The organism is Aureimonas sp. SK2 (genome assembly GCF_029813115.1).
Classification (GTDB): Bacteria; Pseudomonadota; Alphaproteobacteria; order Rhizobiales; family Rhizobiaceae; genus Aureimonas.
In genome coordinates, this window is record NZ_JAPZDS010000007.1 from 71,993 (window position 1) to 86,539 (window position 14,547).

13 protein-coding genes are annotated in these 14,547 nt (G+C 69.0%); 4 read left to right on the forward strand and 9 right to left on the reverse strand.

Going from position 1 to position 14,547, the window contains the following annotated elements:
* The first annotated feature begins 112 nt into the window (after positions 1 to 112).
* Positions 113 to 1,921, forward strand: a complete 1,809-nt coding sequence (locus tag O5O54_RS10570) for a DEAD/DEAH box helicase (protein ID WP_279481492.1) — start codon at positions 113 to 115, stop codon at positions 1,919 to 1,921.
* Between the two features lie 46 nt (positions 1,922 to 1,967).
* Here O5O54_RS10570 and O5O54_RS10575 read toward each other — a convergent pair whose 3' ends face one another.
* Both O5O54_RS10575 and O5O54_RS10580 read right to left on the reverse strand, forming a co-directional pair.
* Positions 1,968 to 2,459, reverse strand: coding sequence for a hypothetical protein (locus O5O54_RS10575; protein WP_279481493.1), 492 nt, complete (start codon positions 2,457 to 2,459; stop codon positions 1,968 to 1,970).
* On the reverse strand, positions 2,443 to 3,339 hold the full coding sequence (locus O5O54_RS10580) for a rhodanese-related sulfurtransferase (protein WP_279481495.1): 897 nt from the start codon (positions 3,337 to 3,339) through the stop codon (positions 2,443 to 2,445). Before O5O54_RS10580 ends, O5O54_RS10575 begins: the two co-directional genes overlap by 17 nt.
* On the opposite strand from O5O54_RS10580, the gene O5O54_RS10585 reads away from it, so the two are divergent.
* Positions 3,326 to 4,327, forward strand: a complete 1,002-nt coding sequence (locus O5O54_RS10585; RefSeq protein WP_407061691.1) for an MBL fold metallo-hydrolase — start codon at positions 3,326 to 3,328, stop codon at positions 4,325 to 4,327. The two genes, O5O54_RS10580 and O5O54_RS10585, sit on opposite strands and share 14 nt — an antisense overlap.
* Before the next feature lie 8 nt (positions 4,328 to 4,335).
* Here the strand turns inward: O5O54_RS10585 and O5O54_RS10590 are convergent, their stop codons facing one another.
* The 6 genes from O5O54_RS10590 to O5O54_RS10615 form a co-directional block, all read right to left on the reverse strand.
* Positions 4,336 to 5,175 (reverse strand): DUF1499 domain-containing protein, encoded by an 840-nt coding sequence (locus tag O5O54_RS10590; protein WP_279481497.1) that lies wholly within the window; start codon positions 5,173 to 5,175, stop codon positions 4,336 to 4,338.
* A 68-nt stretch (positions 5,176 to 5,243) separates the two neighbouring features.
* Entirely contained in the window at positions 5,244 to 7,922 is a 2,679-nt protein-coding gene (gene ppdK, locus O5O54_RS10595) for a pyruvate, phosphate dikinase (protein ID WP_279481500.1), read from the reverse strand.
* A 137-nt stretch (positions 7,923 to 8,059) separates the two neighbouring features.
* A complete protein-coding gene (locus O5O54_RS10600; RefSeq protein ID WP_279481501.1) occupies positions 8,060 to 8,818 on the reverse strand; it encodes a DsbA family protein in 759 nt (252 codons plus the stop codon).
* Between the two features lie 118 nt (positions 8,819 to 8,936).
* Positions 8,937 to 9,461 (reverse strand): DUF721 domain-containing protein, encoded by a 525-nt coding sequence (locus O5O54_RS10605; protein ID WP_279481504.1) that lies wholly within the window; start codon positions 9,459 to 9,461, stop codon positions 8,937 to 8,939.
* Complete coding sequence (locus O5O54_RS10610) at positions 9,458 to 10,672, reverse strand: O-antigen ligase (protein WP_279481506.1); 1,215 nt, start codon at positions 10,670 to 10,672, stop codon at positions 9,458 to 9,460. The genes O5O54_RS10605 and O5O54_RS10610 overlap by 4 nt, the downstream gene beginning before the upstream one ends.
* Positions 10,669 to 11,418, reverse strand: a complete 750-nt coding sequence (locus O5O54_RS10615) for a glycosyltransferase family 25 protein (RefSeq protein ID WP_279481508.1) — start codon at positions 11,416 to 11,418, stop codon at positions 10,669 to 10,671. The genes O5O54_RS10610 and O5O54_RS10615 overlap by 4 nt, the downstream gene beginning before the upstream one ends.
* A 43-nt stretch (positions 11,419 to 11,461) precedes the next feature.
* Here O5O54_RS10615 and mutY point away from each other — a divergent pair, with 43 nt between their 5' ends.
* The gene (mutY, locus tag O5O54_RS10620; protein WP_279481510.1) at positions 11,462 to 12,577 is read left to right on the forward strand and encodes an A/G-specific adenine glycosylase; all 1,116 of its coding nucleotides are present in this window, start codon (positions 11,462 to 11,464) and stop codon (positions 12,575 to 12,577) included.
* Here the strand turns inward: mutY and O5O54_RS10625 are convergent.
* A complete protein-coding gene (locus O5O54_RS10625) occupies positions 12,553 to 13,698 on the reverse strand; it encodes a site-specific DNA-methyltransferase (RefSeq protein WP_279481513.1) in 1,146 nt (381 codons plus the stop codon). The two genes, mutY and O5O54_RS10625, sit on opposite strands and share 25 nt — an antisense overlap.
* A gap of 158 nt (positions 13,699 to 13,856) precedes the next feature.
* Here O5O54_RS10625 and O5O54_RS10630 point away from each other — a divergent pair, with 158 nt between their 5' ends.
* Positions 13,857 to 14,540, forward strand: coding sequence for an HAD family phosphatase (locus O5O54_RS10630; protein WP_279481514.1), 684 nt, complete (start codon positions 13,857 to 13,859; stop codon positions 14,538 to 14,540).
* The last annotated feature ends 7 nt before the right edge of the window (positions 14,541 to 14,547 follow it).

Below are 14,547 nucleotides of genomic sequence, written 5' to 3' on the forward strand. Positions count from 1 at the left end.
ATTTCGTGCCCGTCGACCGCCGTTCCATCCGGCGCCGGGGCCTCTCCACACAGCGGCATCGCCATTGCGGATGCCGTGCCCGCAAGGGCCGAACATTCCAAGGACGATCCCGTTGGCCTTCCCCCCGATTCACCCCGCTCTCGCACGCGCCCTCGAAGCCCGCGACTACCGCGACCCCACGCCCGTGCAGAAGAGCGTCGTCGAAGCCGCCGCCGCGGAGCGCGACCTTCTCGTTTCCGCGCAGACCGGGTCGGGCAAGACGGTGGCCTACGGCCTCGCCATAGGCGAGACGCTGCTGGCCGATGCCGACACCCTTCCCGAGCCTAGCAGCCCGCTCGGCCTCGTCATCGCGCCGACGCGCGAGCTGGCGATGCAGGTCAGCGACGAGCTATCCTGGCTCTATGCCGGCGCCAATGCGCGCATCGTCACGTGCGTCGGCGGCATGGACGCGCGAACGGAGCAGCGCGCCCTGGCGCGCGGGACGCACCTCGTGGTCGGCACGCCGGGGCGCCTGCGCGACCATCTGGAGCGCGGCAACCTGCGCACCGGCGACCTCAAGGTCGTGGTCCTGGACGAAGCCGACGAGATGCTGAACCTCGGCTTCCGCGAGGACCTGGAGTTCATCCTCGAGGCGACGCCGGCCGAGCGGCGCACCCTCCTCTTCTCGGCGACGCTGCCGAAGCCCATCGTCGCCCTGACGAAGCGCTACCAGAGCAACGCGCTGCGGATCGAGGTCGCGAACCAGACCTCCAGCCATTCGGACATCGAGTATCGCGCCATTCGCGTGGCACCGACCGAGATCGAGCACGCGGTGGTCAACCTCCTGCGCCAGGCCGAATCGCCGACCGCCATCGTGTTCTGCAACACGCGCGAGCAAGTGCGCCATCTCCACACCGGGCTTCTCGATCGCGGCTTCGGCGCGGTTTCGCTGTCGGGCGAGCTCGGCCAGGCGGAGCGCAACCAGGCGCTCCAGGCGCTGCGCGACGGGCGCTCGCGCGTGTGCGTGGCGACCGACGTCGCCGCGCGCGGCATCGACCTTCCCAACCTCGGCCTGGTGATCCATGCCGAGCTGCCCAACGACGCGGAAACCCTCCAGCATCGCAGCGGGCGCACTGGCCGCGCCGGGCGCAAGGGCGTCTCGGTTCTCCTCGTGCCGCTGTCGCGCAAGCGCAAGGCCGACCGGCTGCTGACGGATGCCAAGATCCGTCCGGTCTGGAGCGCCCCGCCCTCAGCCGACGAGATCCGCGCGCTCGACCGCGAGCGGCTGATGACGGACCCGCTCTTCACCGAAGAGGCGGGCGAGGACGACATGGCGACGGCCGGCGCCCTTCTGGAGCGCTTTTCCGCCATGGACATCGCCTCGGCCTTCGCGCGGCTCTACCGCCAGAAGCTGCCGGCGCCCGAGGACATCTACGATCCGGGTCCGGGCCGCGACGACAAGGCCGGCCGCAAGCAGGCCGGCGAGCCTCGCCCGCGCCGCGAAGGCGAGAGGGAAGAAGGTGGCGGTCGCCGTTCGATCGGCCCGTCCGTCTGGTTCCACCTCGATATCGGCCGTCGCAACAACGCCGATCCGAAGTGGCTGCTGCCCCTCCTCTGCCGCCGGGGCAAGGTGACGCGCGACGACATCGGCGCCATCCGCATCTTCGACAAGGAGACCAAGGTGGAGATCAGGGCCGATGCGGCCGAGCGCTTCGCCTCCGCCGCGCAGGGCAGCGACGACGACATCACGGTGACCCCGCTGGAAGGCGGCGCGCCGCCGCCGGCCGGGCGCGACCGGGACGGAGGCAAGGGCGGCCGCCCGCCCCGCGCCCAAAAGGCCTTCGCGCGCCGCAACGACGGCGACGCGCCGCGCAAAGGGCCGAGCAAGTTCAAGGGCAAGGGTCCCGGCAAGGGCCAGGGAAAGCCGCGCCGCCCCGAATGACGCGACAGGCCCGCTCGGATCGACTCCGGGCGGGCATAGGTCCGCTTCAGCCGCAGACGGTGGCGTCGAGATGCGTCGAGGACGCAGCCCCGCCCTGGCGGTAGCGGTACTCGACCTCCTGCACATCGCCGCGCCGAAGCGCCGAACGCCATAGCGCGCAGCGCCGGTCGCGTCCGCTGTCGCGCAGGAGCTGAAGATCGACCCGCTCGTCGGCGACGAATTCCAGGCTGAGCTTGCGCCCGTCGAAGACGACGTTCTCGAGCACCGACCCGTCGGACTGCGCCGAAGGCAGGTCGGCGCGCAGGTCCGCGATCAAGGTCGTCGCGTCCGAGGACGAACCGTAGAAGCCACGAGCGTCGATCTCGCGGACAAGCAGTGCCGTTGCCGTCAGGCTGACCCCCGCAAGTCCGGCCAGACGAAGCTTGCGATTGCGAAACGCTTGCACGACGAACCTCCCAAAGCGGAGCAGTTGCGGTTTAAACGTTTCAATACGGAAATTGTTGCAATGCAGTGAAGACGGGCTAACCGTCGTCACCAAGTTTATTCACACTCGTCATCTGCGCATGTCGGCGTCGAAGGCGCTCTCGGCGTTCGGGGTTCAGTCGGTCGCTACAATGCGGGCATGACACACCCGCCTCGAACGTCGCATCGGCGCGGTCGGCGGGGGAAAGCGGACTGCCGCAGCCGAAACAGGCGAGCCAGTCCGCCTCCCGCACCGCCGCTCCCACCGCCGTGCGATTGTCGAACACGTAGCAGTCGCCGCGCCAGAGGCTCTCCTCCTCGGGTACCGTCTCGAGATATTTGAGGATCCCGCCCTTCAGGTGGCGCACGTCGGAGAAGCCATGGGCGAGCAGGTAGCTCGACGCCTTCTCGCAGCGGATGCCGCCGGTGCAGAACATGGCGATCGTCCGATGCCGCGAGGGGTCGAGTTCGCGAGTGGCGAAGTCCTTGAACTGCGTGAAGCTGTCGATGCCGGGATCGACGGCCCCCTCGAAGGTGCCGACGCGGGTCTCGTAGCCGTTGCGCGTATCGAGCACGAGCGTTTCGGGATCGGCGATCAGCGCGTTCCAGTCGGCGGGCTCGACATAGGCGCCGACCTGCCGCGTCGGATCGGCCTCGGGCGCGCGCATGGTGATGATCTCCGGCCGGACGCGCACCCGCAGGCGGCCGAAGGGCTTGTCCACCGAGCGGGAGAACTTCACCTCGCCCTTTCGAATCTCCACTTTGCGATCGAGCAGATCGAGGACCGCGTCGATCGCCTCCTGCGAGCCGGCCACGGTTCCGTTGACGCCTTCCGTCGCGATCAGGATCGTGCCGCAGACGCCGTGGCGCGAGCACAGGTCGAGAAGCGACTGGCGCAGCCCGACGGGATCGGCGATGGACACGAAACGATAGAGTGCGGCAATGGTCCAGGTCATCGGGCCGCTATATCCCGAAGCCTCGGCGACGGCCAAGCCGGATCGGCGCATCGGCCCGCGCCAGCCCCTGACGGAACGCATCATGAGTCTCGACCTCGACACGCGATTCGACCCCCGCCACGGAGAGGCCGTCTTGGTGGAGCCCGGCATTCGGCGGATCACGGCGCCCAATGCCGGACCGATGACCTTCCACGGCACCAATTCCTATCTCGTCGGGAACGAGCGGCTGGTGATCGTCGATCCCGGCCCGGACGACGATGCGCATCTCGCTGCCCTGCTTGCGGCCGTGGACGGCCGTCCGGTGGACGCGATCCTGGTGACTCACACCCATCTCGACCATTCGGCGCTGTCCGCACGGCTGGCGAAGGCCACGGCAGCGCCCCTCGTCGCGCAGGGGCCGCACCGGATCTCCCGCGAGCTCGCAGACGGCGAGGTCAACCCGCTCGACGCCGCGTCCGACCGGGCCTTCGCGCCCGACATCGTTCTCGCCGACGAGGCTGTGATGCGCTTGGGCGAGACCCTCGTGCGCGGCATTCACACGCCCGGCCACACCGGAAACCACATGGCCTTCGCTCTGGAGGGAACAGGGACCGTCTTCTCCGGGGACCATGTCATGGCCTGGGCGACGAGCGTAATCGCGCCGCCAGACGGCAGCATGAGCGACTATTTCCGCTCGCTCGACCGGTTCCTCGCTCGAGACGACCGCCGCTACCTGCCCGGCCATGGCGGCCCGGTGGAGACGCCAGCCACCTTCGTGAGAGGACTGAGGACGCACCGGCGCATGCGCGAAAGCGCGATCCTCGAAAAGGTTCGCGCAGGCGTCCAGACGGTGCCGGAAATCGTCGCCGCCATTTACCACACGACCGACAGGCGACTGCACGGGGCCGCCGCGCTGTCCGTGCTTGCCCATTTGGAAAGCCTGATCGAGCGCGGTCTCGTGGTGCTCGACGGCTCGTTCGGTGTGGCGGGCCGGTTCCTGCCAGCCTGATGCTTTAGCTATTCCTCCGGGACGATGCCCTCGGCCGCGCGCATCGCCTCGTCCACGCCGTCGAGGAGAGACAGGATGATGCGGCGGTTCTGGCCGAGGTCGCGCTCAAGGTCGCGCGAGGCGGAGCGCATGTCGACAAAGGTCTGCGGGCCTTCTTCCGTGATACGGATCGTCACGTCGCTCGGAAAGCCGAAGACCGGGGCATAGGCGACCGCCTGGATCGTGTACTCGCTGGCATCCTTGAGATCGAACGGATCGGCCGGCTCGGCGGCGAGGCTGCCCCGCAATGTCGGAATCGGCACGAGCACGGTGCCGCTCACGCCGAGGTCGTCGCTGTCGCGCGCCGGCGTCAGATTGGTCTGGACGTCGACGATCTCCACGCCTTTGTCGTCCAGCGCCGCGCGCGTCGCCTCGTAGACCATGGAGGCGGTCGCCTGATAGTCGCGGCCCGGCACGACGGCCTGAGGCACATCGGGGGAGACGGGCACCAGCGCCGCGCCGTTGAGGCCGACGGTCTCCGCGCTCGTTCCTTCCGGAAACAGCCGGTAGAGATAGGCCGCGCCCCCGAAAGGCAGCAGCGCGAGGGCGGCGACGACCAGCGCGGCGACAGCGCGGCCCCCGCCGGCCGCGCCCTTGCGCCAGACGACGGCGATGGCCCCAAGCGCCATAAGCAGGGCGAGCGAAGCCAGCCCCCCGGCCAACAGCAGCGTCCAGGACAGGTTGGCGAGGTCCAGCAGCTGCAGCCGGAAGAGGAGGATGCCGACGGGAATGAGGATCAGGGAAAAGGCCGCGACGCTCCAGGCCCATCCGGCCGTGCGCGCTTGCGCCCTGATGTAGTGTCCGGCCACGCCGCGTCTCTCCGATTTCGTCTTCGCCGGCGGACGTTACCGCAACCGGCTACCCCGTGACATAGGCTCTAATGGCGCCCGCGTGTCTTCGGCGCCGCCGCGGCGCGCAGGGCTCGCTCGAAGCGGATGGCGGCCTGCGCGGCGGCGAGCCGCGCGATCGGCACGCGGTAGGGAGAGCAGGACACGTAATCGAGGCCCGTGCGCTCGAAGAAGGCGATGGAGTTAGGGTCGCCGCCCTGCTCGCCGCAGACGCCGAGCGAGATATCGGGCCGCGTGCGCCGCGCCTTCTCGACGCCCATGGCGATCAACTCGCCCACTCCCTCGATGTCCAGCGTCTGGAACGGGTCGCGCTCGATGATGCCCTGCCGTTCGTAGGTCGAGAGGAAGTTGGCTGCGTCGTCGCGCGAGATGCCGTAGACGGTCTGGGTCAGATCGTTGGTGCCGAAGGAGAAGAAGTCGGCGACCTCGGCGATCGTATCGGCTCGCACGATGGCGCGCGGCAGCTCGATCATGGTGCCGACGAGATACTCGACCGTCTTGCCGCGCTCCTGCATCACGAGATCGGCGACGCGCTCGATGCGGGCCTTCACGAAGTCAAGCTCGCGGCGCAGGCCAACCAGCGGCACCATGATCTCGGGCACCACCGCCTTGCCCTTGCGCTCTCCGGCCTCGATCGCCGCCTCGAAGATGGCACGGGCCTGCATCTCGACGATCTCGGGATGGGAGATGGCGAGGCGGCAGCCGCGATGGCCGAGCATCGGGTTGAACTCGTGGAGCGCGTCGATCCGCTCCGCGACGACGGCCGCGCTGATGCTCAGCATCTTCGCCGTCTCGGCGATCTCCTGCTCGCCCTTGGGCAGGAATTCGTGCAGCGGCGGGTCGAGCAGGCGGATTGTGACGGGCATGCCCGCCATGATCTCGAAAAGCTCGATGAAGTCCGAGCGCTGGACGGGCAGAAGCTGCTCCAGCGCCGCGCGCCGACCGGCCTCGTCCGAGGCGAGGATCATCTCGCGCATCATGGAGATGCGCTCGCCCTCGAAGAACATGTGCTCGGTGCGGCAGAGGCCGATGCCTTCGGCGCCGAAGGCGCGCGCAGCCCGTGCCTCGGCCGGCGTTTCCGCGTTGGTCCGCACCTCCATGCGCCGCGCCCGGTCGGCGAAGCCCATGAGGGTGGCGAAATCGCCGGCCAGCGAAGGGCGCTTGAGCTTGGGTGAGCCGAGGATCACCTCGCCCGAGGTGCCGTCGATCGTGATCTGGTCGCCGGCGTGCAGGGTCCGGCCCATGGCGATCACGGTGCCCGCTTCCTGGTTGATGCGGATCGAGCCCGCGCCGGTCACGCAGGGCTTGCCGATGCCGCGCGCGACGACTGCCGCATGGCTGGTCGTGCCGCCGCGCACGGTGAGGACGCCCTCGGTGACATGCATGCCGTGCACGTCTTCCGGCAGGGTCTCGTTGCGCACGAGAATGGTCGGACGCCCTTCCGCCGCGACCGCGATCGCCTGTTCGGACGAGAACACGATCTCGCCGCTGGCGGCCCCGGGCGACGCCGGCATGCCCTTGGCGATCACGAGGATCTCCTCGCCCCGCTCGATGGTCGGGTGGAGGAGCTGGTCGAGCGACGAAGGCTCGATGCGCAGGAGCGCGTCCTCCTCCGCGATCTGCCCTTCGCGCACCATCTCCACCGCGATGCGAATGGCTTCCGCCACGTTGCGGCGAGCGACGCGCGACTGAAGGAAGAAGAGGTCTCCGTCGCCGACCATGAAGTCGACCTCGGTCGCATCGCCCATATGGGCTTCGATGCGGCGCACATAGTCGGTCAGGGCTCGCAGGTCGGACGGGAAGAGATCAGGCTCGCCTTCGATCCGCTTCAGATCCAGCGGCCCACCGACGCCGGACGGGCCAGCGCCCTCCCGGTTTCCGAAGACGAACTCGCCGGTCAGGCGCGGCTGACCGGTCTTCAGGTCGCGCGACAGGGCACGTCCCGTGCCGGACTTCTCGCCCCGCTCGTTGAAGATCATGGCATGGACGGTGATGGCGACACCCGCGTTCTCGGCGATCCCATGCGCCAAACGGAAGGCCCGGGCCACCGGTCCGCGCCAGCTCGCGAAGCTCGCCTCGATCACGTGGTAAAGCTGCTCCAGCGGCGTCTGCGGCATGGGGCTGCCGACCTCATCCTCGACGAAGCGCAGATAGGCGGCGATCAAGGCGCGCCAGTCCACCAGCGAGCGCGGCTCGTCGCCGGCCCATCCGGCGCGCGCGCGCTCCGCCTCCGCCACGTCCTCGAAGTCGCTGGAATCGACGGAGTGGATGAGGTTGCAGTAGCTCTCGATGAACCGGCGATAGGCGCGGAAGGCGAAGCCGACATCGCCGAGTTCGAGCGCCAGGAGTTCCACGGTCCGGCTGTTCAGCCCGAGGTCGAGTACGGTGTCGGCCAGGCCCGGCGTGACCGAGCGCGCGCTCGTGCGAACGGCGAGAAGCAACGGCTTCTGCTCGCCGCCGAGCGTGCGTCCCGTGACGCCTTCCAGCCATTCGATGGCGGCCAGGATCTCGTTGCGCAAGGCGGGCGGCAGCCCCTCGCCGGCCTCCGCCTCGCGCCAGGCCGCCGTCGAGATGGTGAAGCCGGGCGGGACCGGCAGGTCGAGCGAGGCCAGGAGCGCGAGGTTCGAGCCCTTCAGCCCGAGCGCCTCCGCCGGGTCGGCCGTGCGATCCGCGGCGCCACGCTTGAACGTGAACAATCTCTTGGCCATGGGAAACCGGGACGCCGTGGGGCTAGATCGAAAACCAACAGCGCCAGACATATGTCATAGCCATGTCCGCGCCAATTGCTGCGGTGCAAAAGTTTTGCGCCCGCAACCGGAAGGCCACGGGCGCAAGTTGGAAGATGTTACAGGTGCTTCTCGATCACCGCCGCCATTTCGTCGGCCGAGAGAGCGCCGGAATACTTGTCCCCGTTGATGAAGAAGGTCGGCGTCGCGTTAACGCCGAATTCGTTCTGGCCGGCGGTCTGCACGGCGACGACCTTGCCCTGCAGCTCCGTGTCCTTCAGGCAGGCGGCGAACTGGTCCTGCGTCATCCCGGCGAGCTGCGCGATCTTGAGGAGCGCGGCGGAGGCGTTCTCGGCGCCGGCCCATTCGCGCTGCTGGTCGAACAGGACGCCGACCATCGCCGTGCGCTTGTCGTCGCCCGCGCAGCGCGCCAGCATGAAGGCGCCGAGCGCGCGCGGATCGAAGGGGAACTCCCGCAGGATCATCTTGGCCTTGCCGGTGTCGATGTAGTCGGCCTTGATCTTCGGGTAGCTCTGGACATGGAAGTCGCGGCAGTGGCTGCAGGTCATTGAGGCGTACTCGACGATCGTGACGGGCGCGTCGGCGTTGCCGACCACGATGTCGGGCAGCGCCTGCGGAGCCATCAGCTTCGACACGTCGACCGTACCCTCGGGGCTCGGCGCGGTTGCGGCGGACGGGTTGGTCTGCGGCGCGGCGGGTGTGGACGCCGCCGGAGCGGTCGCGGCGGGAGCGGCAGTCTCGGCCTGAGCGAAGGCCGGTACCGCGCCGCCGAGAGCGATGCCCGCCGTCAGGAGGCCGGCCGCCAGCACACGGGCGCCACGGGGAAGGGTCCGGGACCGGTTCGGAGCAACGAGCATGAGGATTTCAGCCTTTCGCATAAGCCACGATTCGTTTTTGCTTATGCCACGTAGTCGGGCAAATGTGGCGATCCAACGGGGGTGAACGGAACGTGCGCGCGAATGACGCCCTGCCCGCTCAGCGATGCCGGTTCTTCGCCGCCGCGTTGCGTGCGAGCACGCTCTCGCCCAGGCGCTCCAGTGCCGCGCGGAGCTTGTCGCTCTCGATCCGGGCCGTCGCCTCGTGAATGGTCCGGCGGTGTCCCGCGTCGAGCGGCGCGGTGGCCGGCTTCCGGTTCGGCCGCTCGATGCGCACGGCGCGCTGCACGATGCGGACCTTGGACACGGCCCGGTATCCGAAGAAGTCGTTGACGCGCGCGATGATCGTCTCGACCTGATGCTGAAGGCGGAGCGCGAACGCGCCCTCGCAGGCGATGACGAGCGTCGCGGGCTCCATGTCGTCGTCGTTGTAGGCCTTCGGCCAGACCAGCTTCTCGGGACGGCACCCCTCTTCGAGCCTCGGTCCGACGATTTCCGGCCAGGCCCCGAGGAGATCGAGCGACATCCCCGCCTTGCGCGCGACCACGGGCTCCACCAGCGCCGAGACGAGGTCGCCGATCGGCCGGACGCCGCGACGGGCAGGCTTTGCACCCGCCGGCTTCATGCCGGGTTGCCGAAGGGTCGGGGCCGACGGAGTTCCACGAGGATGATGCCCATGCCTGCGAAGATGACGAGAACCATCCATTCGTTCAACAGGACGCCGTGAAACAGGCCGAAGACGAAGGTGAAGGCGACAAGGGCCACGCAGGCGTCGCGCACGGCGGGATCGCCAGCCCGCCGGAAGACGCCGGACAGGAAGGCGACGAGGACCGACCCCATGAGCGCCAGGCCGATCAGGCCGCTGGAAAGGGCCTCGTCCAGCACGATATTATGAAGGTGCTGATAGCGCAGCACCTGGGCGCCGTTCGGTCCGGCCTCCTCCGCCACGCGCATCATGCGCTCGGTGCCGCCGACGCCGACGAACGGATGCTCCGAGAGGACGCGCACCGCGGCCGACCACATGGCGAGTCGCGTGTCCACCGAACCCACGGCGAGGCCGGTAGTTTCGTAGGCATCCATTTCGCTGACGCCCTGCTCCACCCGGTCGATCAGGAAGCCGCCCACCGGAACCGCGGCCGCTGTCGCCGCCATGAGGCCGCCGACGAGGGCGACCGCAGCGCGTTTGCCGTGCGACCGCAGGCGCGGAACGGAGCGGCGGAGGTCGAGAAGCGCAGTGATGACGAAGAGCAGCATGGCGGCTCGGGTGCCCGAGAGGGCGATCGGCACGGCGCCGAGATAGGTCCAGAAGCGACCGTCGGGGAGGTAGCGCAGCCGACCCCCCGTCGGCAGGCGCGCGAGCACGGCGACCGCGCCGACCACGAAGGCGAAGATCGCCTCGTTTTTCCCGAGCCCCACCCGCATTCCGGTCAGGGCGTATTCGATCGGCGCCAGCACCGCCAGCGCGAGGAGGCCGATGCGGGCGCCGAAGGCGAGCATCATTGCCGGGTGGCGAACCAGCGCGAGGCCGAGCGGCAGCACGGCGCAGGCGAACTGCAGGCCGGCATAGGAGAGGACCCGGTTTCCATCGAGCGGCTCGCCGCGAAGGAGGCTGAGGCCGATCTGCCAAAGCGCCCAGGCTGCGAGCGCGCCCATGAAGACCGTCGGCGCCCCCCGCAGGCTGCGCGGCCGGGCGACGAGGAGGTAGAGCCCGCAAAGGGCGAAGAACAGAAATGCGATCTTGCCCGCCGAGACCAGCAGCGACAGGCAGAGCGTGCCGGCGCCGAGGATCGCCGGGTCCCACCGGCGGCGGCGCAGGAGAAGGGATGCTAGCGTCATCGCGCCCGGCCCTGGCCCAAGGCGTAGACGATCCGACGCACGAGATCCGTCGCACGGAAGACCAGTGTCGGCAGGCGGCGCCAGGGCTTCAGCTTGCGTGCGCCGTAGCGTCCGCCGACCTCGATCTGGCTGGTCTTGGACTGCGCGTTGAAGGCGATCAGGTCGTCCCAGATGTCGAGGGTGCGCAGGCCGGTGGCCCAGCCGCGCTCCAAGGCGACGTCGAAAGGCAGCGACATGGGCCTGAGCGCCGCCGACAGCCGCGCAGCGGCGGATCGACGCACGATATAGGCGGCGCCGCTGCCCGTCGGGCCGAAGAAGGCGGCCGAGAGGTGACGTCCCTCCGGCAGCGCCCGAAGGCGTCGGCGCGCCGGGCGACGGTGATGCGCGAAGCGGACGACATCCCAGTCGTCCCGCTCGGCGAGTGCCTGAAGAACCGGCAGCATCTCGGGTCGCGGTCGCACGTCGTCCTCGAACACCACCCCGGCATCCGCCTCGCCCGCCTCGATGGCGTCGATGGCCTTGAGATGGCCGAGATAGCAGCCGTACTCTCCCGGAACCGGTCGCTTCCCGTGCTGGCGCAGGAAGGCCGGCACGTCGAGAAGCGTGCGGCCCTCCTCCGGGATCGCCTTCCCATCGACGCCCGCGATCCGTATCAGGTCGATGCCCTCCGCGGCCATGTCGGCGCGGATGTCCGCCAGGCGTTGCGGCGACCGATCGAGATTGATGACGAAGAAATCGATGCGCACGAAGCCGGCCCGTTCGAGGGGCGACGAAGGCCCGGAACCGCGGTTGGATGGACGCGCCCCCCCGGGAAGTCAAGCCGAGGCGCCGGCGGGCGCCTTCGCCGCCGCGCTGCTCGAATGGTACGACCGCCACGCCCGCACCCTGCCCTGGCGCGTGTCGCCGGCCGACCTCGCCGCGGGGGTCCGTCCCGATCCGTATCGCGTCTGGATGTCGGAGATCATGCTCCAGCAGACCACGGTCGCGGCGGTGAAGAGCTATTTCGCGGCCTTCACAGAGCGCTGGCCGACCGTCGAAGCCCTGGCCGGTGCGAACGACGCCGCCGTCATGGGGGCCTGGGCGGGCCTCGGCTACTACGCACGGGCGCGCAACCTGCTGGCCTGCGCCCGAACCGTCGCGAACGAGCGCGGCGGGCGCTTTCCGGACACGGCGAGCGAACTGCGCACCCTTCCCGGCGTCGGCGAGTATACGTCGGCGGCCATCGCGGCGATCGCCTTCGACGAACCGGTCGCGGTCGTGGACGGCAATATCGAGCGGATCGCGACGCGCATCGCCTGCATCGAGACGCCCCTGCCCGCCGCGCGCAAGCCGATCCGTGCCCTGGTCCAGACGCTGACGCCGGTGAAGCGGCCGGGCGATTTCGCGCAGGCGATGATGGATCTTGGCGCCACGATCTGTACGCCGCGCAAGCCCGCCTGCGTGCTCTGCCCCGTGACGGACCATTGCGAGGCGCGCCGGCTCGGGCGCCAGGAGGAGTTTCCGGTCAAGGCGGCGAAGACGGCGAAGCCCGCCCGCGTCGGCGCTGCGTTCGTCCTGCGCCGCCCGGCCGACGGTGCCGTGTGGCTCCGCCGTCGTCCCGCTTTGGGCATGCTCGGGGGCATGAGCGAGCCGCCGTCGACGGCCTGGAATTCGCGCGCCGACGGCGCGACGGGCGCCGGAGCCGCGCCGGTGGCGGCCGACTGGCACCTCGCCGGCTTCGTGCGGCACGGCTTCACGCATTTCGACCTGACGCTGGAGGTCTGGGCCGCCGAGGCGAGCGGCGATCCTGCGATCGAAGGCTGGTGGGCCGCGCCTTCCACATTGGAAGGCGAAGCCCTGCCGACGCTCATGCGGAAGGTCTTGGAGCGGGCGGAAGGATTTCAGGCGGACACGGCCGCCATCTGATCCCGAACGATCTGTCGCAGCTCGTCGATTACCCGCAGGCGGCCGTTCTCGCGCACATGCCAGAAAGTCCAACCGTTGCAGGCTTCCAGGCCCTGCACCTTGGCGCCGATGCGGTGGATCGATGCCGCTTCGCCGCCAAAGGCGATCGTGCCGTCCGCTCGCACGCTGGCGCGCCAGCGGCCCTTGGCGTCGGTCAGCTCGGCCCCCGGTGCCACGAGGCCGGCCTCGACGAGACTGGCGAAGGGCACGCGCGGCTCCGCCCGCTTGCCGCCGGAGATGCGCAGCACGTCGGCGTCCAACGGCTCGACCGAGAGGATCCGGTCGCTCGCCGCCTCGATATATTCGTCCTGCCGCTCGATGCCGACGAAGTTGCGGCCGAGCCGCTTGGCCACCGCACCCGTCGTTCCCGTTCCGAAGAACGGGTCGAGAATCGTGTCGCCCGGCTTGGTGGAGGACAGGATCACCCGCGCGAGGAGGGCTTCGGGCTTTTGGGTCGGGTGGACCTTCTGCCCCTCACCGTCCTTCAGCCGCTCGGCACCCGAGCAGATCGGGAACATCCAGTCCGACCGCATCTGCGTGTCGTCGTTGGCGGCCTTCATGGCGTCGTAGTTGAACGTGTAGCTCTTCGCGTCTGCGCTCTTGGAAGCCCAGATCATGGTCTCGTGGGCGTTCTGGAAGCGGCGGCCGCGGAAGTTCGGCATCGGGTTGGCCTTGCGCCACACGATGTCGTTCAGCATCCAGAACCCGAGGTCCTGCATGATCGCGCCGACGCGGAAGATGTTATGATAGGAGCCGATCACCCAGATCGTGCCGTTGGGCTTCAGAAGCCGACGCGCCGCCAGAAGCCAGGCGCGGGTGAAGGCGTCGTAGGCCGCGAAGCTCTCGAACTGGTCCCAGGCGTCGTCCACGGCGTCGACCTTGGACTGGTCGGGCCGGTGCAGGTCGCCGCCGAGCTGGAGATTGTAGGGCGGGTCGGCGAAGATCGCGTCGACCGATTTCTCCGGCAACATCGCCATGCGCGAGACGCAGTCGCCCTTGATGATCGTGTTTAACCATTCGGGCGCCGGGGCGGGTCCGGCCGGCTCGACGGAAAGACGACGCACGGTCTGCAGTTTCGACATCGGGCCACCTGAACTCGCTACTCGGATACGGCTGTCATGGTTACCGAACGAGCTTAACGATCGGTGAAGCCCGCGCGGGTGGTCAGCGCGGCGGGGTCGTGCTAGGCGGTCGCCGTTCCCTCGATTGTTCCTTCTTCCTTCTGCCGGAGGGCAGTTCCATGCCTGTTTCCCTCGTGCTGTTCGATTGCGACGGCGTCCTCGTCGATTCCGAGATCATCGCGGCCAAGGTCGACTCGAAGATGCTGAAGGAAGTCGGCTACGAGATTTCGCCGACCGAGATCGCAGAGCGCTTCGCCGGCCTGACGCAGGACCGGATCGCGGAGCTCCTCCAGGAAGAGGCCGGCATCCGCCTGCCGGACGACTACAACGCCCGTCAGAAGCAGGCGCTGGACGAACGGCTCGCCGCCGAGGTGGAAGCCATTGCGGGCGTCAACGAGATGCTGGACCGGATCGATCTGCCGCGCGCTATATGCTCCAACTCGTCGGGCGAGCGGCTGAAGATGATGCTGGAGCGGGTGAAACTCTGGGACCGGTTCCGCCCCTATGTCTTTCCGGCGCGCGAGGTCGGCACCAAGAAGACCAAGCCCGCGCCGGACGTCTACCTCTACGGCTGCCGAGAGTTCGACGCCAAGCCGGCCGAGACGGTCGTGCTGGAGGACTCCGTCCATGGTGTGGCCGCCGCCGTGGCCGCCGGCTGCCGCGTCGTCGGCTTCGTCGGCGCGGGCCACACCTACCCCGGCCATGCGGATTCCTTGAGCGACGCGGGCGCCGAAACGATCATCCGGCGCCTGTCGGAGTTCCCGGCGGTCGTGGACGCCTTTGCCGACTGGGAGCGGGTCTGACGCTCCC